This is a genomic window from Jiella marina (assembly GCF_024359545.1).
Classification (GTDB): Bacteria; Pseudomonadota; Alphaproteobacteria; order Rhizobiales; family Rhizobiaceae; genus Jiella.
Map to the genome: position 1 here is coordinate 122,141 of NZ_JAKQZG010000011.1, position 19,938 is coordinate 142,078.

General features: G+C 65.4%; 17 protein-coding genes. All 17 read left to right on the forward strand.

Going from position 1 to position 19,938, the window contains the following annotated elements; translation table 11 throughout:
* Positions 1 to 594 carry an LptA/OstA family protein gene (locus tag MF134_RS17890; protein WP_255340844.1) on the forward strand — a complete coding sequence of 198 codons (594 nt, stop codon included), beginning with the start codon at positions 1 to 3 and terminating at the stop codon, positions 592 to 594.
* A gap of 19 nt (positions 595 to 613) precedes the next feature.
* Positions 614 to 1,378 carry an LPS export ABC transporter ATP-binding protein gene (gene lptB / locus MF134_RS17895; protein WP_255340845.1) on the forward strand — a complete coding sequence of 255 codons (765 nt, stop codon included), beginning with the start codon at positions 614 to 616 and terminating at the stop codon, positions 1,376 to 1,378.
* 182 nt (positions 1,379 to 1,560) lie between these two features.
* Positions 1,561 to 3,027 carry an RNA polymerase factor sigma-54 gene (gene rpoN, locus MF134_RS17900; RefSeq protein WP_255340846.1) on the forward strand — a complete coding sequence of 489 codons (1,467 nt, stop codon included), beginning with the start codon at positions 1,561 to 1,563 and terminating at the stop codon, positions 3,025 to 3,027.
* Positions 3,028 to 3,302: 275 nt separating this feature from the next.
* Positions 3,303 to 3,872, forward strand: a complete 570-nt coding sequence (hpf, locus tag MF134_RS17905; RefSeq protein ID WP_255340847.1) for a ribosome hibernation-promoting factor, HPF/YfiA family — start codon at positions 3,303 to 3,305, stop codon at positions 3,870 to 3,872.
* Between the two features lie 62 nt (positions 3,873 to 3,934).
* Entirely contained in the window at positions 3,935 to 4,399 is a 465-nt protein-coding gene (ptsN, locus tag MF134_RS17910; protein ID WP_255340848.1) for a PTS IIA-like nitrogen regulatory protein PtsN, read from the forward strand.
* 260 nt (positions 4,400 to 4,659) lie between these two features.
* Positions 4,660 to 6,462 (forward strand): type VI secretion system Vgr family protein, encoded by a 1,803-nt coding sequence (locus MF134_RS17915; RefSeq protein WP_255340849.1) that lies wholly within the window; start codon positions 4,660 to 4,662, stop codon positions 6,460 to 6,462.
* Positions 6,459 to 7,085: a DUF6931 family protein gene (locus MF134_RS17920; protein WP_255340850.1), complete on the forward strand. Its 627-nt coding sequence runs from the start codon at positions 6,459 to 6,461 to the stop codon at positions 7,083 to 7,085. Before MF134_RS17915 ends, MF134_RS17920 begins: the two co-directional genes overlap by 4 nt.
* Before the next feature lie 26 nt (positions 7,086 to 7,111).
* Positions 7,112 to 8,662 carry a type VI secretion system-associated FHA domain protein TagH gene (gene tagH / locus MF134_RS17925; RefSeq protein WP_255340851.1) on the forward strand — a complete coding sequence of 517 codons (1,551 nt, stop codon included), beginning with the start codon at positions 7,112 to 7,114 and terminating at the stop codon, positions 8,660 to 8,662.
* A gap of 125 nt (positions 8,663 to 8,787) precedes the next feature.
* A complete protein-coding gene (locus tag MF134_RS17930; RefSeq protein WP_255340852.1) occupies positions 8,788 to 9,378 on the forward strand; it encodes an OmpA family protein in 591 nt (196 codons plus the stop codon).
* A gap of 23 nt (positions 9,379 to 9,401) precedes the next feature.
* Positions 9,402 to 10,730, forward strand: coding sequence for a type VI secretion system protein TssA (locus MF134_RS17935; RefSeq protein WP_255340853.1), 1,329 nt, complete (start codon positions 9,402 to 9,404; stop codon positions 10,728 to 10,730).
* A gap of 137 nt (positions 10,731 to 10,867) precedes the next feature.
* Positions 10,868 to 11,437, forward strand: coding sequence for a type VI secretion system contractile sheath small subunit (gene tssB / locus MF134_RS17940; RefSeq protein WP_255340854.1), 570 nt, complete (start codon positions 10,868 to 10,870; stop codon positions 11,435 to 11,437).
* Positions 11,438 to 11,461: 24 nt separating this feature from the next.
* Positions 11,462 to 12,997 (forward strand): type VI secretion system contractile sheath large subunit, encoded by a 1,536-nt coding sequence (gene tssC, locus MF134_RS17945; protein WP_255340855.1) that lies wholly within the window; start codon positions 11,462 to 11,464, stop codon positions 12,995 to 12,997.
* Between the two features lie 108 nt (positions 12,998 to 13,105).
* Positions 13,106 to 13,594, forward strand: coding sequence for an Hcp family type VI secretion system effector (locus MF134_RS17950; RefSeq protein ID WP_255340856.1), 489 nt, complete (start codon positions 13,106 to 13,108; stop codon positions 13,592 to 13,594).
* A gap of 107 nt (positions 13,595 to 13,701) precedes the next feature.
* On the forward strand, positions 13,702 to 14,292 hold the full coding sequence (locus MF134_RS17955) for a type VI secretion system baseplate subunit TssE (protein WP_255340857.1): 591 nt from the start codon (positions 13,702 to 13,704) through the stop codon (positions 14,290 to 14,292).
* On the forward strand, positions 14,289 to 16,229 hold the full coding sequence (tssF, locus tag MF134_RS17960) for a type VI secretion system baseplate subunit TssF (RefSeq protein ID WP_255340858.1): 1,941 nt from the start codon (positions 14,289 to 14,291) through the stop codon (positions 16,227 to 16,229). The genes MF134_RS17955 and tssF overlap by 4 nt, the downstream gene beginning before the upstream one ends.
* On the forward strand, positions 16,226 to 17,251 hold the full coding sequence (gene tssG, locus MF134_RS17965) for a type VI secretion system baseplate subunit TssG (RefSeq protein WP_255340860.1): 1,026 nt from the start codon (positions 16,226 to 16,228) through the stop codon (positions 17,249 to 17,251). The genes tssF and tssG overlap by 4 nt, the downstream gene beginning before the upstream one ends.
* Complete coding sequence (gene tssH / locus MF134_RS17970; protein WP_255340861.1) at positions 17,248 to 19,935, forward strand: type VI secretion system ATPase TssH; 2,688 nt, start codon at positions 17,248 to 17,250, stop codon at positions 19,933 to 19,935. The genes tssG and tssH overlap by 4 nt, the downstream gene beginning before the upstream one ends.
* Positions 19,936 to 19,938 lie beyond the last annotated feature (3 nt).

Below are 19,938 nucleotides of genomic sequence, written 5' to 3' on the forward strand. Positions count from 1 at the left end.
ATGAGCCTGCTCAATTTTCGTCTGCCGGCCATCTGCCTGGGCGCGCTGCTTGCCACGACGGTCTTCGCCGCGGCACAGAACCAGGCGGAGGGCCGCAATTTCGGCGCGCTGCAGATCCGGGGCGATCAGCCGATCGCGATCGAATCCGATCAGCTCGATGTCGACGATCGCAAGACCGTGGCGACCTTCACCGGCAACGTCTCCGTGCGGCAGGGCGAAACGGCGCTGCGGTCCGGCAAGCTGATCGTCTATTACAAGCGTGACGGCGCCAGGGAGGCATCCGCCGAACCCTCGGCCGGCGCGCTGCCAAGCGGCTCCAGCCAGATCGAAAAGCTGGAGGCCACCGGCAACGTCTACGTCAAGTCCGCCGACCAGGTGGCGACTGCCGACCGCGCTTCGTTCGACATGTCGAGTGAAGTCGTGCTCATGACCGGCAACGTCGTCCTCACCCAGGGCGAGAACGTCGCCGAGGGCTGCCGTCTGCAGATCGAGATGGACACGGGCGTCGCCCGGCTCGAAAGCCGCGACTGCGGCGGCGCTGCCGGCGGCGGTCGGGTCAGGCTGATGCTGACGCCGGGCCAGGACGGCAATTGAGGTCCGAACCTTGAACGTGATGACCAAGGCGAGCAGCGGAAGCGACGTAAGGGAGGAACTCGCCGGTACGCTGGTCGCTCACGGTCTGACCAAGACCTATCGCGGCCGGCGGGTCGTCGATGATATCGGCCTGGTGGTCAGACGCGGCGAGGCCGTGGGCCTTCTCGGCCCGAACGGGGCCGGCAAGACCACCTGCTTCTACATGATCACGGGGCTGATTCCCGTGGATTCCGGCCGGATCATGCTCGACGGGCACGACATCACCCGCGTGCCCATGTATCGCCGAGCCCGCCTCGGCATTGGCTATCTGCCGCAGGAAGCATCGATCTTTCGCGGCCTGTCGGTGGAAGACAACATCCGCGCCGTGCTCGAGGTCGCCCAGCCCGACCGCAAGCTGCGCGAGGCCGAACTCGACGAGCTGCTCGAGGAATTCCACATCAGCCATCTGCGCAAGCAGCCCTCGACATCGCTTTCGGGCGGCGAGCGCCGCCGCTGCGAAATCGCCCGGGCGCTGGCCTCCAAGCCCACCTTCATGCTCCTGGACGAACCCTTCGCCGGCGTCGATCCGATTGCTGTCGCCGACATCCAAGGTCTCGTTCGCCATTTGACGGCACGGGGCATCGGCGTTCTGATCACCGACCACAATGTCCGCGAGACGCTCGGTCTCATCGACCGCGCCTATATCATGCATGCCGGCGCCCTCCTCACTCACGGGACGCCGCAGGGAATCGTCAACAACCCAGACGTGCGACGTCTTTACCTTGGTGACAGCTTCAGCCTCTGACTTGCCAAGGGCTTGGCTCGCTCCACATCTGCGCGATTGACAAGCAATCATGCAAACCGCTTTGATATGCGGCATCGGACAGGGGAGGTCGTCCGCCTTTCCATCCGATAGCCTCAGCCCGACGAGGCGCCTCGCGCGCTTCTCCAGTCCCACGGCCAAAGCGAGTATGATCTTTGCGTCCCATGGCTCTATCGGCAAAGCTGCAGATCAGACAGTCCCAGGCGCTGGTGATGACACCGCAGCTCCTGCAGTCGATCCGCCTGCTGCAATACAGCCATACCGAGTTGAACGCTTTCGTGGAGACGCAAATCGAGCGAAATCCGTTGCTCGTGGTCGGTCCGCAGGGAGCAAGCGAAGACGGGGGCGCGGCTCAACCTTCCGGGGAGCCCGCTCCGCCCGAGGGCACTGGCCTGGCGGATAAGCAGGTCTCTCCTCCCGCCGCCTCCCTCCCCTCGCCTTCCGGGCCAGCGGGAGCGGGCCGCAGCAGCTCCGGATCGGGCCGGCAGAACGCGCTCGACGGTGATCTCGGCATCGAGAATCTTGCCGATCGGCGGCCCTCCTTGCACCATCACGTGCTTGCCGAGGTCTCAGACATCATTCTCGAGGGAACCGAACGCAAGATCGGCGAGGCGCTCGCCGAGCATCTGGACGAAAGCGGCTATCTCAGGATCGAGATCGAGGAGGTAGCGACCAGCCTGGGTGTATCTCCGACCGTCGTGGAAGCGGTGCTGAGCCGGCTGCAGACCGATATTACCCCCGCCGGCCTCTTCGCACGATCGCTCTCGGAGTGTCTCGGCATCCAGCTGAAGCGCCAGAACCGCTTCGATCCGGTGATGGCGCGGGTCCTCGACAATCTCGACCTTCTCGCCCGACGCGACTTTACGGCTCTGCGCCGTCTGACGGGCGAGGACGAGGCAGGGCTGATGGAGATCTTGGCGGAGATCCGCGGGCTCGACCCGAAGCCGGGTCACGCCTTCGTCCACGACAACACCGAAACCATCGTCCCCGACGTCTTCGTGACGGAAGGCGCTGACGGCGGCTGGCGGGTGGAACTCAATCCGGATGCGCTGCCGAGGGTTCTCGTCGACAACGACTATCTCGCCGCCGTGCGCGACGGCGTGCGGACGGAGGCCGACAAGGCGTTCATCGGTGAATGTCAACAATCAGCGAACTGGCTCGTGCGCTCGCTCGATCAGCGTGCGAAGACGATCCTGAAGGTCGCAAGCGAGATCGTCAGGCGCCAGGACGGGTTCCTCAACCGCGGCGTCGGCGGGTTGAAGCCGATGACGCTGATGTCGGTCGCCGAAGCGATCGGCATGCACGAATCGACGGTCAGCCGGGTCACGGCGACGAAATACATTGCCACCCCCCGCGGCACATTCGACATGCGCTTCTTCTTCACCGTGGCGATTGCGTCCGCCAATGGCGGCGACGCCCACTCGGCGGAGAGCGTCAAGCATCGCATCAAGATGCTGGTAGACGCCGAAACCGTCGGCAAGGTCATGTCCGACGACGACATTGCCGCTGTCCTCAAGAAGGAAGGCATCGATCTCGCCCGGCGCACGGTTGCGAAATACCGCGAAGCGCTCGGCATTCCCTCCTCGATCCAGCGACGGCGGGAAATGAACGCCCGCCGGCTGGCCTCCTGAGCCTGGCGGATGCGGCCGGCTCGCCCATGACCGCGTTTCCGACCACCACTTCGTCCATTGCGCTTGCGCCGATCGCACCTAGCTTGAGAGAGGTTGGGAGCGCGTTGACAGGGCGGAACATCGTCCCTAGAAGGCGCCACCTCCCAGACTCGGTGGCGGCCGCGACATTCGACATGCGAGGGCACGGCCCAAAGAGCAGGCGAGAGCCGCTTCGAGGGGACCGGTTCGGGCCTGTAGATCCGGTGTGCGGCGGCGATGATAAGGAGCATAATCGGATGAGCCTGCGTGTTTCGGGAAAGCACATGGATGTCGGCGAAGCCTTCCGCATCCGGATCGAAGAGCGTCTCGGCGAAGCGGTCGACAAGTATTTCGACGGCAATTTTTCCGGCACGGTCGTCGTATCGAAGGACGGAAGCCGCTACACTACCGACTGCACCGTGCATCTCGATACCGGCGTCGTCTTCCAGGCTACCGGTGCCGCTCATGATCCCGAGGCAAGCTTCGTCGAGGCCTCCGAGCGCATCGACAAGCGTCTGCGCCGCTACAAGCGCCGGCTGAAGGGCCATCAGAACAACGGCCACAAGGAAATGGCCTATTCGATCATGGCGGCGATCCCGGACGAGGCCGAGGAAGTGCCGGAGGACTACGCGCCCGCAATTATCGCGGAGACGACGCTCAAGGTCGGAACCCATTCCGTGGCCGGCGCGGTCATGGAACTCGACCGGCAGGACAGCCCCTTCGTTCTCTTCCGCAACGCCCAGTCGGGCGATCTGAACATCGTGTTCCGCCGCTCGGACGGCAATTACGGCTGGGTTGACCCGTCGAACTATTCGGGGAATTCGTAAAGGCGACACAAGGTTGATCGGCTAGGAAGACGCGCCCGTCCCGCAACGAGAAGGCAGCCTTGATGGATGTCGAGACCCTGATCGACCCTGACGCGATTTTGCCCGCTCTGCGGGCGAATTCCAAAAAGCAGGTTCTCCAGGAAATGGCCGCAAAGGCCGCCGAGATCACCGGCCTGCCGGAGCGGGAGATCTTCGAAACGATTCTCGGGCGCGAGAAGCTCGGATCGACGGCGGTCGGCAACGGCATCGCCATTCCGCACGGCAAGCTGGCGGCGCTCGACAAGATCGTCGGCATCTTTGCCCGATTGTCCCGACCTGCCGATTTCGACGCGCTGGACGACCAGCCCGTCGACATCGTCTTTCTTCTGCTGGCGCCGGAAGGCGCCGGCGCCGACCATTTGAAGGCACTGTCGAAAGTGGCACGGCTGCTCAGAAGCCGTGAAATCGTCGACGAGATCCGCGATTCGACCGATGGTCGCACGATCTACGCCCTGATGACCAACGCCATGGCGAAGAACGCCGCCTGAGGCGCCCGCTGCCATTTTCGGCAGCTAGCCCTTACCTGCACACCCGGGACCCTCCCGAAATCGACCACCATGGACCATGCGCCCGGCTTCTCGCCGCCCACGTCACTTAATGGTTGTTGAATAAATATATTCTTTGATAGGTTGCATGCCGTTCGGGACGGCCGTGCGACATTTCCGTTTTCACGGCTGCCCCGCGAAGGGGAGGGTGGCGGCTTGCGCGCCGCAGCCCGGCAAGCCGTGGAAAGGAATGTGTCGGCCCGATGAGCGGATCGCTTCTGCAACAGACCCGCATCGGCGAGTTGACCACCCCGCTCGGGAAAGATGTTCTCGTTCTTCACCGACTGAACGGCTCGGAGGCAATCAGCGAGAATTTCGACCTGCGCGTCGACGCCCTCTCGAAATCACCGAACCTCGACTTCTCTTCCGCAATCGGCGAGCACTGCACGATCCGATTGAACACGATCCGCGACGGCACGCGCTATTTCGACGGCATCCTGACCGCGGCCCAGTGGCTGGGCGCCGAGGAAGGGGCCTATCGCTATCAGCTGATACTCCGCCCCTGGCTCGAATTGCTCGCACATCGAGTGAACACTCTGATCTTTCACGAGCAGACCGCCCCCGACATCATCAAGCGCGTCTTCGGCGAGCATGGCGGCCTCGCCCGCTTCGAGGACAGGCTCACCCGGTCCTATCCGACCCTCGAATACACGGTCCAGTTCGAGGAAAGCGACATGGATTTCGTGCGGCGCCTGATGGAAGCCCACGGCATCGCCTATTACTACAAGCACCAGAAGGGCGAGCACACGCTCGTCATGGTCGACGGTATTTCCGGCTACGATCCCGTGCCCGGTGCGACGCGCAGCTATTATCCGCTCGACCGGCAGTATCGCCGCGACGAGGAGCATCTCTCCCGTGTGGTGACCGAAAGGCGCTTCACCTCCGGCAAGTCGACGCTGAACGACTACGACTTCAAGAAGCCCTCGGCCGACATGAAGGCCGAGCGGCGTGGCGACACGGATTTTCCCCACGGTGATCTCGAGATCTACCGCTATCCCGGCCGCTATGTGGATCGCGGGGACGGCGAGGATATCTCCCGCGCACGCATCGAAGCGACGCGCGCCACCGACCGCCAGATCAGCGCCAGCGGCGACTGCATGAGTCTCTCACCGGGCCATCTCGTCACCGTCCAGAAGCATCCGACGGGCGCGATCAACCGCGAATATCTGACCCTTGCGGCGAACCACCATTACCTCGCCGAGGACTATATCAGCGGCGCGTCCGGCGACGAGGAATCCTATCAGGGCTCCTACGCCTTCCTGCCCTCGGACGTGCCCTTCGTGCCGCTTTCCACGACGCCGCGGCCGAAGACGCCCGGCCCCCAGACCGCGAAGGTGGTCGGCGAGGGCGAGATCGACTGCGACGAGCACGGGCGCATCCTCGTGCGCTTCCACTGGGACCGGAAGGGCGACCAGTCCATGCGCTGCCGCGTGGCGCAGGTCTGGGCGGGGAAGAATTTCGGCGGCATCTTCATTCCCCGCATCGGCATGGAAGTGATCGTCGAATTTCTCGACGGCAATCCCGACCGACCGATCGTGACCGGCTGCGTCTACAATGGCGAGAACAAGCCGCCCTATCCGCTCAAGGAGAAGAAGAACATCGCCGGCTGGAAGTCGAATTCCACCGTCGGCGGCGGCGGCTACAACGAGTTGGCGATCGACGACACCAAGGGCGACGAACTCGTCCGGCTCCACGCCCAGCACGATCTCGAAGCCAAGGTTCTGAACGACGAGCGGCGCCACGTCCTCAACGATCGCAAGACCGCGATCGATCATGACGACACACTGGACGTCGGCAACGAGCTGACGGTGACGGCGGGCAAGAAGATCACGCTGCGCGTCGGCGCCAGCACCATCGTCATGGACGGCACCTCGATCGCGATCCAGTCGCCCAATGTGGAGATCAAGGCCTCCCAGGAATTCTCCTCCAAGGCGGGCCTGACCTCCGAACACAAGGCCGGCATGCTGATGGACATCAAGGGCGCCATGGTGAAGATCAACACATGAGCGCGCCGCCGGACCCGGGCGCGCGCGACCGGCCGCCTTCCCCGGACGCCGGGCGCGAACCGGCGATCCCGGAGATGGCGGAAGCGGTGTTCGCCGCGATCCCGGAAATCATGGAGGACATGCGCGCGAGGCCGGGGCGCGAGACGAGCCTTGCCTTTCTCGACAAGCTCGTGGATTCCCCGACCCCGGAAGAGGCCGTCACCTTCTGCGCCTATCTCCTGCCGCCCCGGGTGTCGGTCGGCTGGGGCTACCGCTGCCTTGCCCCGCAGACATGGACGCTGACCGAGACGGACCGCAGCCTCCTGCAACTCGTCGAGGACTGGCTGCGCGAGCCGAGCGAAGAGGCCCGTTTCGACGTTCTGGAGATGGCCTCGGCGATCCGCCCGCGAAGCCCGGCCGTATGGCTCGGGCTCGGCGCGGGCTGGAGCGGCGGCAGCATTTCCGCGCCGGACCTGCCACCGGTTCCCGCCCCGGCCTTCGCCGCACCGCGTGCCGTCAATGCGAGCATCCTCAGCCTCCTCGCACGCGCCGCCGCCAAGGACCGCGAAGCGGCGCTAAGGCAGTTCGTCGGCCTCGGCCGGCGGATTGCCGCCGAATGGCCGGCACCCGGGCCTCATCGCTGACCCCCGAAGACAGACACGAGAACGCCATGCGCATCGATCTTGTCATCGAAAATCTGGACATGCTGGACAATGGCGGCCCGACGACATTCTCGGCCACCGATCACGGTTTTTCCATCGGCCGCGAACGGCCGCGGGACTGGGTCCTGCCCGATCCGGATCGCTTCATCTCCGGTCACCATTGCGAGGTGCGTTTCGAAGACGGCGACTTCGTGCTCGTCGACCATTCGACCAATGGCACCTTCGTGAACGGCTCGGATTCGCGGCTGCGGGGGCCGCATCGTCTCTGTGACGGCGACCGCATTCATATCGGCAATTATGTTGTCGCCGTCCGGCTGGACGATCCACATGGTTCGTCCGATGTCCCGCTTCGCGGCGGGTCGGATCCCTACGGCTGGGGCGAACCGGCCCCTGGTGACGATGCGGACGCAACCGCCGGGATGCAAAGCGGCTGGTCGATCGACGGGCCGTTCGCGCCGCCGATCGACCTGGCGCCGCCGCGCCAGCCCCGCCCGTCCGAGTTCGAGCAGCACCCCGTCGATCTCTCCACCGGATGGGATTCCGGCGCATGGGGCAACGCGGAGACGGAGACCTCGGCCGGCCCGCGGCAACCCACACCGCCACCCTCGGCGTCGCCCTTCGACGAACCCTGGAGCGGCGAAGAAGCGGACGATATTTTCGAACTCGGCCAGCCCGAGCCACTCAAACCCCGCCAGACCACGCCGAACTCGCCTCGACCGCTTCGCGGGGAGTGGGACGAAGAGGCCTGGGGGCAAAGGCCTCCACCACCCGAAGCAGACGAGGATGGATGGCCTCCGGCCCGCCCAAGCTACGACCGTGATCGCCCCAGACCCGCTCCGCCATCCGGTCGGCCTCACCCGATACGCAATGCTCCCGCGCGCAGGGCGCATGATCCGGCCTCGATGCCGGCCTCTCCCGACCCGCGCCAGCCGGCGCCTGCCGAGCGCTCCTATGCGGACGAAGGACCGGCGCGACCGACAGGCGACGACCGGCTCCTGCAGATCATCGCCGAAACCGCCGGGCTCGACCCGCGCGTCTTCGCTGGTCGAAGGCCGGAGGAAGCCGCGCGCGAAATCGGTCTGGTCATGTCCCTTGCGACCGATGGGATTATCGAACTCCTGCGCATGCGTGCCAAGGCGAAGACCGTGACCCGCAGCGCCAACCGCACCACGATCGAGGCGGCCGGCAACAACGCGCTCAAATTCTCGCCCAATGCCAGTGCGGCGCTCGCCAAGATGCTGGGCGCGGAAGGACCCGGCTATCTGTCGCCGCGTGAGAGTTTCTCGGAGGCGTTTCGCGATCTCTCCCAACACGAGATGATCACCTTCGCCGCCATGCAGAAGGCGCTGAAGCGGCTGCTGGACGACCTCTCGCCGGAATCGATCGAGGAGCGCGCGCCCTCCTCTCTGGTGCCGTTCTCGAAGAAGGCCCAGGCCTGGGACCTCTTCGTCACGCGGTGGGACGCCAAGACCGAGCCTTTCGAGAACGGCATGCTCGACGTCTTTCTCCAGTATTTCCGTGAGATCTACGATCAGACGTCCCGATCAGACCGGGGCTGAGCGAGAAGGCCCGCGACGCTCCCACGTCATACGGTCCGCGCAACGACAGGTCATGAAGTCGCCGCAGCATTGACACAATAGGTTGCATGAATTTTAATGCGCTCTCATAACGAGTATCATGCGAGATGAGGGTCAAGACCATGCGCGGTGGATTGTTCGCATTCTCCTGTCTGGCGACCGGCTTGTTGATGACGGCGCCCGCGGCAGCCGAACCGGCCTACAGCCGGCAGGACGTCGCAGATTTCTTCGCCCAGTCGGCAGAGACGGCAAAGTCCTTGTCGCTGGGCAAGACCCGGGGCCTGCAGCTGGGATCGAAGACCGGCAAGACCCGCGGCATCTGCATCGGCCTCGCCTCGGAGTGCAATGATGGCGAGCGGCCGACGGGTTTCGATCTTCTGATCAATTTCGGGCTGGACTCGGCGGCCCTGACCCCTGTCGCGCAGGAAAACCTCAATGAGATGGCCGCCGGGCTCACCGACAAGCGCCTCAGCACGGTGCGCTTCGTCATCGAGGGCCATACCGACGCGACGGGCAGCGAGGGCTACAATGACGAGCTCTCGCGCCGGCGGGCGGAATCGGTGCGTACTTATCTGCTTGCGCGCGGCATCGACGCCGGCAAGATCGAAGCCGTCGGGCTCGGCGAACGGGCGCCGCGTGTTGCCGATCCCTTCGATCCCCAGAACCGCCGCGTCGAAATGCGGGTGAGCCTGCAATAGGCTTCCCCGCCGGGCACCGACGCATGGCGGATGCAGACAGCCTGCTTCAGCCGATTTCGGACGCCGCACCCTGCGGGCCCGATCTCGTCGCCGAATTCGACGGGGAGTTTCTCAACTTCCGCGATCGGATCGAAGCCATGCTGCCGGAGCGTTTTGCCGGCGGCCGCTTCATGCGCGAGGACGGCCTGCCTTTCGAACCGCGCGAGATCAAGATCAGCACGGAAAAGAAGGCGATCGACGCGCTTCTCGAACGCTCGCGCGACATCCGGTTCGTGCTGATCGAGGCCCGGCTTTACCTGCTGACCGGCCGGCTTCAGGATTTCGCCGCCAGGCTCGATGCCATCGCGCAGCTTCTGGATCGCCACTGGGAGCACGTCCATCCCACCGACCCGATGAGCCGGCGGGCGGAACTGGAAGGTTTCGAGCCGCCCTCTTCGGGGCCGATCCCCCTGCAATTCGTGCCGCTCGTCCGGGACAAGCGCGCCGGCGCGATCCGCTATCGCGACTACATGATCGCTACGGGCGAGATCACCAGTCCCGAGGGCGAGTCGACGCCCGACGAGACCACGATCCTCGGCGCACTCGCCGACGAGGCCAACAAGGCCGCCGTCGACGCGCTTTGCGAAACGCTCGACGCGATCAAGGGGCATTTCTCCGCCATATCCACGATCATGAGCGAGCGCGGCGGCTCTTCGACCGTTCCGAAGACCAGCGCCTTTCTCGGCGCATTGGCCCGCATCCGCGCCCTCGTCACCGAAGCGCGCGGCGAAGAGGCCGAGCCGGCCAAGGCCGCCGAGGACGCGGCAGCGAGCGGCACGGCGACTGCCCCCGCCACGACCGCCAACCTGTCCGCGCTTGCAACCATTCCGATTGGCAGCCATGGCGAGGCAGCGGCCGCCCTTGTCGCCGCCGAGCGCTATTTCACCCGGCTCGAACCCTCGGCCCCGTCTCTCCTTCTGGTGCATCAGGCCCGCAAGCTCATTGGCCGGCCGTTGCTCGAAGCCCTGCAAGCCTTGGCACCTGACCTTGTCGCCTCGGCAAAGCTCGGGATCGCCGGGCCGCCGGGGTTCGAATTGGAAATCTCCCGGCTACAGACGCTCTCCGAAGCCGCACTTGCCGACCGCGTCGAACTGGAGATCGAACCCCAGGCCCCGAACGCAGAAGACGAATCGCGCTTCGAGGCCCAAACCCGCGAGCGTGCCGCCGGCCTGATCGCCAGTGTCGAGGCCTATTTCCTGCTGGCCGAACCATCCAGCCCGGTTCCGCTTCTCCTGGCCCGCGCCCGCGACCTTCTGGGCAAGGATTTCACGACGCTGATGCCCCAGATCTTCCCTTCCCTGCGATCCAACTAAGGATGAGGCGAGTGCTGCGTTAAGCCTTTGGACGCATTCAAGGCGACGCGGCGTCAATTTCTCGCTTTGGTTTTATTGACAATCTATAGCAACTCTGGCTTGCTTTCATAGATCCAATGCAACGGGAGCAAGACGCCATGGCCTCCGATTCCGGTCAGCGCTTCATCAAGCGGAACCGGCCGCCGCGGGTTCAGATCGCCTACGAGGATCCGCATGATTCCAACCGCCGTGTCGAACTGCCCTTCGTCATGGGTGTGATGGCCGACCTGTCCGGCAATGCCGGCGCGGAGAAACCGCCGGTCGGCGAGCGGCATCTCGAACAGGTGGACATGGACACGTTCGACGAGCTGATGGCGAGCAAGGTCCAGCCGGGCGTCCGTTTCGCCGTCGAGAACAAGCTCGGGGACAAGGGCAGCGACAAGCTCAGCGTCGACCTGAAGTTCAAGAGCATGGACGATTTCTCGCCGGCCGCCGTCGCGAAGAACGTCCCGCCGCTCAAGAGCCTGCTCGAAGCGCGCCAGCAGCTCAACAATCTGCGCAGCTACATGACCGGGCGGGTGAAGGCCGAGGATATCCTGCAGAAGCTTCTCTCCGATCCCGAGCTGATGGCGGCGATCAAGGACCGCCGCGGCCAAGCGAAGGCCGCGGCCCTCACGGACGACACCAAGGATGCGGACGAGCCCAAAGCCGGCTCCGGCGACGAATGACGGCCTGAAGGGGGGATCCGACCGATGAGCAACAACCCGACCACCGCGCTCGACGAGCGCTCAGAGAGTGCCGTCGCCACCCGTGACGAGAGCGAGGCCGATGCCTTCGCCGAGATGCTGAAACAAAGCATCAACCCCTCGCGCTCGGAAAGCCGCGACAAGGAGGTGGACGGTGCCTTCGACACGCTGATCGCCGAGGCGCTGTCGAACGCCGACCTCGTCTCGACCGATGTCTACGAGACCATCGAGGCGCTGATCGCCAAGATCGACGAGACCCTGTCCGACCAGGTCAACGCGATCATCCATCATCCGACCTTCCAGGAGATCGAGAGCGCCTGGCGCGGCCTCGAATATCTGGTCACCCATTCCGAGACCGACGCGAATCTGAAGCTGAAGGTGATGAATGTCGGCAAGATGGAGCTCTATCGCGAGCTCGAGACCTATCGCGGCGCGCGCTGGGACCAGAGCCCGCTGTTCAAGGAGATCTACGAGGCCGAGTTCGGCCAGCTCGGCGGCCAGCCCTATGGCGCGCTGATCGGCGACTACTACTTCGAGAAATCGCCCACCGACATCGCGCTCCTGCGCCATCTGGGCAAGATCGCGTCCGCCTCCCATTGCCCGTTCATCGCATCCGCCGGCCCGGCCCTTCTCGACATGGAAAGCTGGACCGAGCTCTCGACGCCGCGCGACATCTCGACGGTTCTCGACACGCCGGACTTCGCCGCCTGGAAATCGCTGCGGGATTCGGAGAACTCCCGCTATATCGGCCTCTGCATGCCGCGGGTGCTCGCACGCGAGCCCTATGGCGCGAAATCGGTGCCCGTCGAGGAATTCGGCTTCGAGGAGGAGACGGACGGTCACGCGGGCAAGAAATACGCCTGGATGAACGCCTCCTACACCTTCGCCGCCAACATCAACCGCGCCTTCAAGGAGTATGGCTGGACGGTGCGGATCCGGGGCGTCAATTCCGGCGGCGAGGTGGCCGATCTTCCGACCCACGCCTTCCCGACCAGCGACCCGGCAGCCGGCGGCGGCAAGATGGTCGACCTCAAATGCCCGACCGAGATCGCGATCTCCGACCGCCGAGAGGCGGAGCTTTCCAAGGCCGGCCTCCTGCCGCTGATCCACCGCAAGAACACCGACAAGGCGGCCTTCATCGGCGCCCAGTCGCTCTATCGGCCGAAAGCCTATGACGACGCGGAGGCGACGGCCTCCGACAATCTGTCCTCGCGGCTGCCCTACATGTTCGCCGTCTCCCGCTTCGGCCATTACCTGAAGCAGATGGTGCGCGATCATATCGGTACCTACAAGGAACAGGAAAAGCTGCAGAACTGGCTGCAGACCTGGATCTACCAATATGTCGACGGCGATCCCTTGAACTCGTCCGACGAGGCCAAGGCCAAGCGCCCTCTGGCCGAGGCCCGGGTCGAAGTGTTCCCGGACGAGGAAAACCCCGGCTATTACGGCGCGAAATTCTACCTGCGCCCGCATTTCCAGCTCGAAGGCATGGATATCGGCCTCAGCCTCGTCTCCAAGCTTCCCAAGAACGCCGAGAGCTGACGCGCCGGCTCCGGCGCCCGGCCGCCGTCACCGTTCGGCCGGCGCGTTTTCTAGACCAACAGTTTTCAACGGGCGGAACGGCCGCCCGATCATCACCGGAGAGGCGACATGGCAGTCGATATTTTTCTCAAGATCGATGGCATCCCGGGCGAAGCCCAGGACGAAAAGCACCAGGGCGAGATCGACGTTCTCGCCTGGAACTGGGGGCTCGCCCAGAGTGGCACGACCCATATGGGCCCGGGCGCCGGCTCGGGCAAAGTCTCGGTGCAGGACATCACCTTCACCAAGTATTGCGACAAGTCGACCACCAACATCATGAAATACTGCTCCAACGGCAAGCACATTCCGAAGGCGCTTCTCACGATCCGCAAGGCCGGCGGTGACGCCCCGGTCGAATATTTCAAGCTGGACATGACCGATCTCATCGTCTCCTCCTACGCCACCGGCGGCTCTGCGGACGGGCTCGACCGGCTGCAGGAGACGATCACGCTCAACTTTCGCAAGTTCAACGTGACCTACACCGAGCAGACCAAGCAGGGCACGCCGGGCGCTTCGACGGAAGCGACCTGGGACATCGCCGCGAATGTCGGCTCGTAGGGTCGGGGTATAACGCCCCTCCCCTTGCCGTCTCGGCGCTCCGCCACGAACGGAGCGCCACTTTCAACTGAAACCCGTCTCCTTCGCCTTGTCCCGGGAGCCCGTCCATGGCTCGCGTCCCGACCCATGACCGCTATCAGGCACCCCTGATGCTCGCCTTCGCCGAGCCGCATCGCCGCCGGCAGGCGCTCGAGAAGGATTCGCGTCAGGGGAGCGAGCAGAGCCCGGAACGGGCGAAATCGCTGGTCGCAGCGCCGGGCCGCGTGGCCGGCCGCCGCGAGATCATCGCCGGCTTCCGCCGAAGCCTGGAAACGCTCGCGAACACCATCGACCTCGCCTCCGCCCGCGACCTCGAACCCTATCCGATGGTCGCGGGCTCGATCCTCAATTACGGCCTTCCCGACGTCACGCCGCTCACCGCCGGCTCGCTGGCGGTCGCAAGTCTCGTCGACGAACTGCGCCAGGCGCTTCTGCGCCACGAGCCCCGGCTGATCGCCGAAAGCCTTCTCGTCGAGCAGGGAAGCCGCACCGGCTTCATCGCCGATGCCAGCGGTTTCGACAGCGAGCGCCAGCGGCTGCGCTTCGAGATCTCCGCCGAACTCGCCTTCAACCCGCAGCCGATCCCCGTCGCCTTCCACGCCGATCTCGACGTCGCTGCCGGCAAGGTCGCGATCGACACCGCGACGCTCGTCTCATGAACGAGGCCTTCCTTGCCGCCTATGAGGACGAGCTGGCGATTCTCTATGAACGCGCCCAGGAATTCGCCGACGAGTTTCCGGGCGTCGCCGAGCGCCTGGGCGGGCTCAAGCGCGAGACCATGGACCCCGGCATCAAGGGGCTTCTGGAAGGGGCCGCCTTCATGGCCGCGAGGGTGCAGCTCGAACTGAAGGCCGAGTTTTCGACCTTCACGAGCGAGCTTCTGGAGCGCCTGCTTCCCGGCCATCTGGAACCGATACCCTCGGCCGCCCTCGTCGCCAGCGAACCCGACCCGCAGGATGGGGCGAACGAGGCGGCGAAGGTGATTCCGGCCGGCGCGATCATGGAGAGCGTCCACCGTGACGCCGCGCGGGGCGTTGCCTGCCGCTTTCGGTTGGGAAGCCCGATCACGGTCTGGCCAATCGCGATCGCGCGGGCGGAATATCACGCCTCGCCCGCGCCCCTCCAGGCGCTCGATCCCGGAACCCGGCCGGACACGCTGGCGGGGTTAAGATTGTCGCTGAAACGGCTGCAACCGCCGGTACAGCCGGGTTCGCCCGAAAAGATCAAACCCTTCGCGCTTCCGGGCCTTGATAGCCTCGTCATCCACATCATCGGCTACCGGGCCGAGCAGGACCTGATCTACGAACAGCTCTTCGCCCGGCTGAACGCCATCACGCTGCGCTATCTCGACCAGAACGGCGATCCACGCTTTCGCCGTCTGCCGCTGTCGGCCATCGGACAGATCGGCTTTTCCCGCGACGAAAGCCTGTTTCCGCCCGACGATCACGTCTCGCCGGGCTTTGCCTTGCTCAGAGAATTTTTTGCCTTTCCGGACCGATTTCTCGGCTTTCGCCTGACCGGCCTCGCCAAGGCGCTGAACGGCATCGAGGCGGCCGAGATCGACCTCGTCTTCGAGTTTTCCGAAGCCGCGCCGACGCTGGCAGCCCGCGTCTCGGCCCAGAGTTTCCGGCTCTTCGCGGCGCCTTGCGTCAATCTCTTCGAAAAGGCCTGCGACCGCATCCGGCTGACGGCAGGCCGCTTCGAGCATGCGGTCGTGCCCGATCGCAGCGCGCTTCTGGAATATGAACCGCATCGCGTGATGAAGGTCGCCGCACATTTTTCCGGCAGAGCGGACAGCCTGCCGGTCGAGCCGCTCTACGCCCCGGCCTCCGCCGTTCCGGCCGGCGAGGAGGCGATGACCTACACGACCCGCCGCCTGCCGCGCCGCCTGACCGATCGGGAGCGGCGTCACGGATCGAGCCCGTCCTATCGCGGCACCGATCTGTTCCTCACGCTCGGCGACCAGACGACGCTCGATGAAGACCGCTCTCCGCGCGAACTCGCCGCCACCGCGCTCTGCTCCAACCGCCATCTCGCCGGCGAACTGGCCGCCGTCCCAGGCGGCGGCAAGATGCGGCTTCTGGGAAACAGCGAATTGCCGGTGACGGCAATCGTCGGGCCGACCCCGCCCCGCGAGGCGATCGCCACCGGCAAAGGTCGCCGGGGCGCGGCCGCGACGGGCGACGTGTTGTGGCGGCTCCTGAGCTTCCTGTCGTTCAATCACACGGGGCTGGCCAGCGGCGATGCCAGGGCCGCCGCCGATGCACTCCGCGAAATCCTGTCGCTTTATTCGGATGCGTCGGACATCGCCGCCGAGCGGCGCCTGCGCGGCATTCTTGCGATCGAATGCCGGCCGGTGACACGCCGGCTGCGGCGCCCGGACGGGTTTCACGGCGCGCGCGGCATCGAGGCGACGATCACGCTGGACGACGCCGCCTTCGAAGGCGCGGGCGTCATGCTGCTCGGCGCCGTGCTGGAGCGTTTCCTCGCCGATCTCTCCGGCGTCAACTCCTTCGTCGAGACCGTGGTCGCGACACCTGGCCGGGGCATCGTCAAGCGCTGGCCACCACGCTCGGGCACGGGGCCGGTCCTGTGACGCTCAAAGACGACATCGCCGCCGATCCCGACGCGATCGACCTCTTCGTGCTCTTGCGAGCGATCGAGCGCGGCGCGCCCGACAAGCCGCGCATCGGCAAGAGCCGCACGGCGCGTGAGGACGCGGTGACGCTCGGCCAGGAGCCCTACGTCGATTTTCCCGTCGGCAACGTCGCAGGGCTGGCGGTGCAGGGCGATCGGGCCCATGTGACGACGCGCTTTCTCGGCCTGTTCGGACCACAGGGTGCCCTGCCCCTGGCCACGACGCTGGAAGCGCTCGCCTGGCGCGACGCGCGCGATCCGTCCTTCCTGCGTTTCACCGAGATCTTCTCGAACCGCTTCCTTCAACTGTTCTTCCGCGCCTGGGCCGATGCCCGGCCGATCGCCCAGCATGACCGGCCGGATGATGACCGGTTTGCCCTTTATCTCGGCGCTCTCGCGGGCCTCGGCACGCCGTCGGTCAGGCAGAGCGGCATCGTGCCCGACGGGGCGAAGATCGGCTTCGCCGGGCTTGTGTCGCCCCGCGTGAAAACGCCGGCTCAACTCGCCCTGCTCATCCACGGCGTCCTCGACGTGACGGTGCGGGTGGTCGAGCGGGTTCCAAGCTGGCTCGTCTTCGACGCTGGCGAGCAGACGGCGATCGGCCGGGCTCGATCGAGCCTTGGCCGGGATACGGCGATCGGCGCGCGCATGCTGTCGCTGAGCGACAAGATTGCCGTCGAAATCCGCGCGGCAAGCCTTGCCGAATACCGCGACTACCTCCCAGGCGGTGCCGAGGCAGCACGTCTCTCCGACCTGATCTTCCTGGCGCTCGGCCGCCGGGTGGAGACTGAAATCCGCCTCGGCCTGCCCGCCCATCTCGCCGAGCCCGTGCGGCTCGGGCGCTGCGGCCAGCTTGGCTGGACCGGCTGGATCGCCCCGCCCGAGGCCGGCCGACCCAACTCCGATCGCATGCGCTTCGACGCCCGCTATACGACGCCGCCTCCGACCGCAAGGCGGCAAACCGAGGATGCCGCCCCATGACCGACATCAATTACGCAAGCTTGTTGGGCAAACTCACGCCGCTTGCCCACAAAGCATTTCATGACGGATTCCGCCAAGCCGAGAAGGCCGGCAATCGTGAAGCCGAACTCGAGCACTTTCTCACGTTCTTGCTCATGAACGATAAGTCCGACATGTCCGTCATTCTCGACCATCTCGGCCATGATCGCGGCGTTGTCCTATCGGAACTGACCCAATCGATTCGAAATCTCCGAGAAAACATCACCAAGAAGCCGGCGATCAGTCCTGCCTTGACCAATAGCCTGCGCACCGCATGGCTCTATGCGTCACTGCTGTTCGAATCCGGCGCCATCCGAAGCGGCCATATCCTCTTCGGCGTTTTGCAGGACGATGGACTCAAGAAGACATTGCGCGCGGCATCGAGGACGCTCGCATCAGTGGGGACAGAAGAGATTCTGACCTGCGGAGACGAAGTTTGGAAGCAATCGGAAGAGGAGCATGCCGCGAATGCGAGCCGCTCGACAGATGCAACGCCGACAACCTCGCGATCGTCCGCATCGGACAAGGGCGCGGTCGATTCATCGGCCCTTGCCCGCTTCGCCACCGACCTCACCACCGAAGCCGAGAGCGGCAAGATGGACCCGGTGGTCGGGCGCGATCATGAAATCCGCCAGATCGTCGACGTTCTCCTGCGCCGACGCCAGAACAATCCGCTGCTGACCGGCGAGGCCGGCGTCGGCAAGACCGCCGTGGTCGAAGGCTTCGCCCAGCGGATCGCCGCCGGCGACGTACCGCCCTCCCTGCGGGGTGTCCGGCTCTACGCCCTCGATATCGGACTGATGCAGGCGGGCGCCGCGATGAAGGGGGAGTTCGAGCAGCGGCTGCGGGCCCTCGTCGACGAGGTGCAGGCCTCAACCGATCCGATCATCCTGTTCATCGACGAAATCCACACGCTGGTCGGCGCCGGCGGCCAGAAGGGCACGGGCGACGCCGCCAATCTTCTGAAACCGGCGCTCGCCCGCGGCACGCTGCGCACCATCGGCGCCACGACCTTCGCCGAATACCGCGCCCATATCGAGAGCGATCCGGCGCTGACCCGCCGCTTCCAGCCGGTCGAGATCGGCGAGCCGGACATTCCGCGCTGCGCGCGCATGTTGCGCGGCCTCGCCGCCCCCATGGAGCGGCATCACGGCGTGCGGATTCTGGACGAGGCGGTGATGGCGGCGGTGTCGCTTTCGGCGCGCTACATTCCTGCCCGCCAATTGCCCGACAAGGCCGTCAGCCTGCTCGACACGGCCGCCGCGCGGGTCGCGATCAGCCAGACGACCATTCCGGCCGCGATTGCCGATCTCGACGCCAGCCTCGCGGCCCTTCAGGCGGAGCGCGACGCGCTCTCCCGCGAGGCTGGCCTGTCCGAGGACCAGAGCGAGCGGATCGCCGAGATCGATGCCGAGATCGACGCAAAGACCGCCGAGCGTGGCGACCTCGCCACGGCCCATGAGGAAGAGGCCGCGTTGGTGGAGAGGATCGTGGGGCTGACCGCGCCCGACAGCGTTCTCGCCAAGAGCGCGGACGGCCCTGCGGAGCCTCTTCCTGAAGCGGAAGTCCGCGAGCCGGCCCCGAACGAAACGGCCCTTTCGGACGCGATGACCGCCCTGAACGCGATCGATCCCGACCGGCGGATGATCCATGCCCAGGTCGATGCCGATGCGGTCGCCTCCGTCGTGGCGGACTGGACCGGCATTCCGGTCGGTCGAATGCTGCGCGACGAGATCGCCACCGTTCTCAACCTGGCAGAACGGCTGAAGCAGCGGGTGATCGGCCAGGATCACGGGCTCTGGACCATCGCAAGGCGGATCGAGACGAGCCGCGCCGGGCTCGACGATCCCGGCAAGCCTGTGGGCGTTTTCCTGCTCGCAGGCCCCTCCGGCGTCGGCAAAACTGAAACCGCGCTGGCGCTCGCCGAAACGCTCTATGGCGGCGAGCAGAACCTCATCACCATCAACATGTCGGAGTTCCAGGAGGCCCACACGGTCTCGCTCCTGAAGGGCGCGCCTCCGGGCTATGTGGGCTATGGCGAGGGCGGGCGGCTGACCGAAGCGGTGCGCCGCCGGCCCTATTCGGTCGTGCTTCTCGACGAGGTGGAAAAGGCCCATCCGGACGTCCACGAACTGTTCTTCCAGGTCTTCGACAAGGGCTGGATGGAGGATGGCAACGGACGGCGGATCGATTTTCGCAACACCCTGATCATCCTGACCTCCAATGTCGGCACCCAGGCGATCATGGAGGCGACCGATTACGGCGCCACCGACGCGGCAATCGAGGATCTGGACCAGATGCTGAGGCCCGAACTTCTCGCCGTCTTCCCGCCGGCCCTGATCGGGCGGATGGTGACGGTGCCCTACAAGCCGCTTTCGGCGGAGATGATGGAGGGGATCGTCCGGCTGCATCTGAACCGGATCGTCAAACGCGTCCGGGAAAGTCAGCGTGCGACGCTGACGATCGACGATGCGGTGGTAAAGGAGATCGTCCGGCGCTGCCAAGATCCGCAATCGGGCGGCCGGATGATCGACCGGATCATTACCCAGACCCTGCTACCCGACCTATCGCGCCGTTTTCTCGACAGGATGGTCAATGGCGAGACGGCGACCACGGCCACCGTCATGCTTGACGAAACGGGTGAGTTCGCGACCGCCGTTTCTTGAGTG

Coding starts and splice junctions, on each gene's coding strand:
- MF134_RS17890 (WP_255340844.1), top strand. CDS start 1: ATGAGCCTGCTCAATTTTCGTCTGCCGGCCATCTGCCTGGGCGCGCTG.
- lptB (WP_255340845.1), top strand. CDS start 614: ATGACCAAGGCGAGCAGCGGAAGCGACGTAAGGGAGGAACTCGCCGGT.
- rpoN (WP_255340846.1), top strand. CDS start 1,561: ATGGCTCTATCGGCAAAGCTGCAGATCAGACAGTCCCAGGCGCTGGTG.
- hpf (WP_255340847.1), top strand. CDS start 3,303: ATGAGCCTGCGTGTTTCGGGAAAGCACATGGATGTCGGCGAAGCCTTC.
- ptsN (WP_255340848.1), top strand. CDS start 3,935: ATGGATGTCGAGACCCTGATCGACCCTGACGCGATTTTGCCCGCTCTG.
- MF134_RS17915 (WP_255340849.1), top strand. CDS start 4,660: ATGAGCGGATCGCTTCTGCAACAGACCCGCATCGGCGAGTTGACCACC.
- MF134_RS17920 (WP_255340850.1), top strand. CDS start 6,459: ATGAGCGCGCCGCCGGACCCGGGCGCGCGCGACCGGCCGCCTTCCCCG.
- tagH (WP_255340851.1), top strand. CDS start 7,112: ATGCGCATCGATCTTGTCATCGAAAATCTGGACATGCTGGACAATGGC.
- MF134_RS17930 (WP_255340852.1), top strand. CDS start 8,788: ATGAGGGTCAAGACCATGCGCGGTGGATTGTTCGCATTCTCCTGTCTG.
- MF134_RS17935 (WP_255340853.1), top strand. CDS start 9,402: ATGGCGGATGCAGACAGCCTGCTTCAGCCGATTTCGGACGCCGCACCC.
- tssB (WP_255340854.1), top strand. CDS start 10,868: ATGGCCTCCGATTCCGGTCAGCGCTTCATCAAGCGGAACCGGCCGCCG.
- tssC (WP_255340855.1), top strand. CDS start 11,462: ATGAGCAACAACCCGACCACCGCGCTCGACGAGCGCTCAGAGAGTGCC.
- MF134_RS17950 (WP_255340856.1), top strand. CDS start 13,106: ATGGCAGTCGATATTTTTCTCAAGATCGATGGCATCCCGGGCGAAGCC.
- MF134_RS17955 (WP_255340857.1), top strand. CDS start 13,702: ATGGCTCGCGTCCCGACCCATGACCGCTATCAGGCACCCCTGATGCTC.
- tssF (WP_255340858.1), top strand. CDS start 14,289: ATGAACGAGGCCTTCCTTGCCGCCTATGAGGACGAGCTGGCGATTCTC.
- tssH (WP_255340861.1), top strand. CDS start 17,248: ATGACCGACATCAATTACGCAAGCTTGTTGGGCAAACTCACGCCGCTT.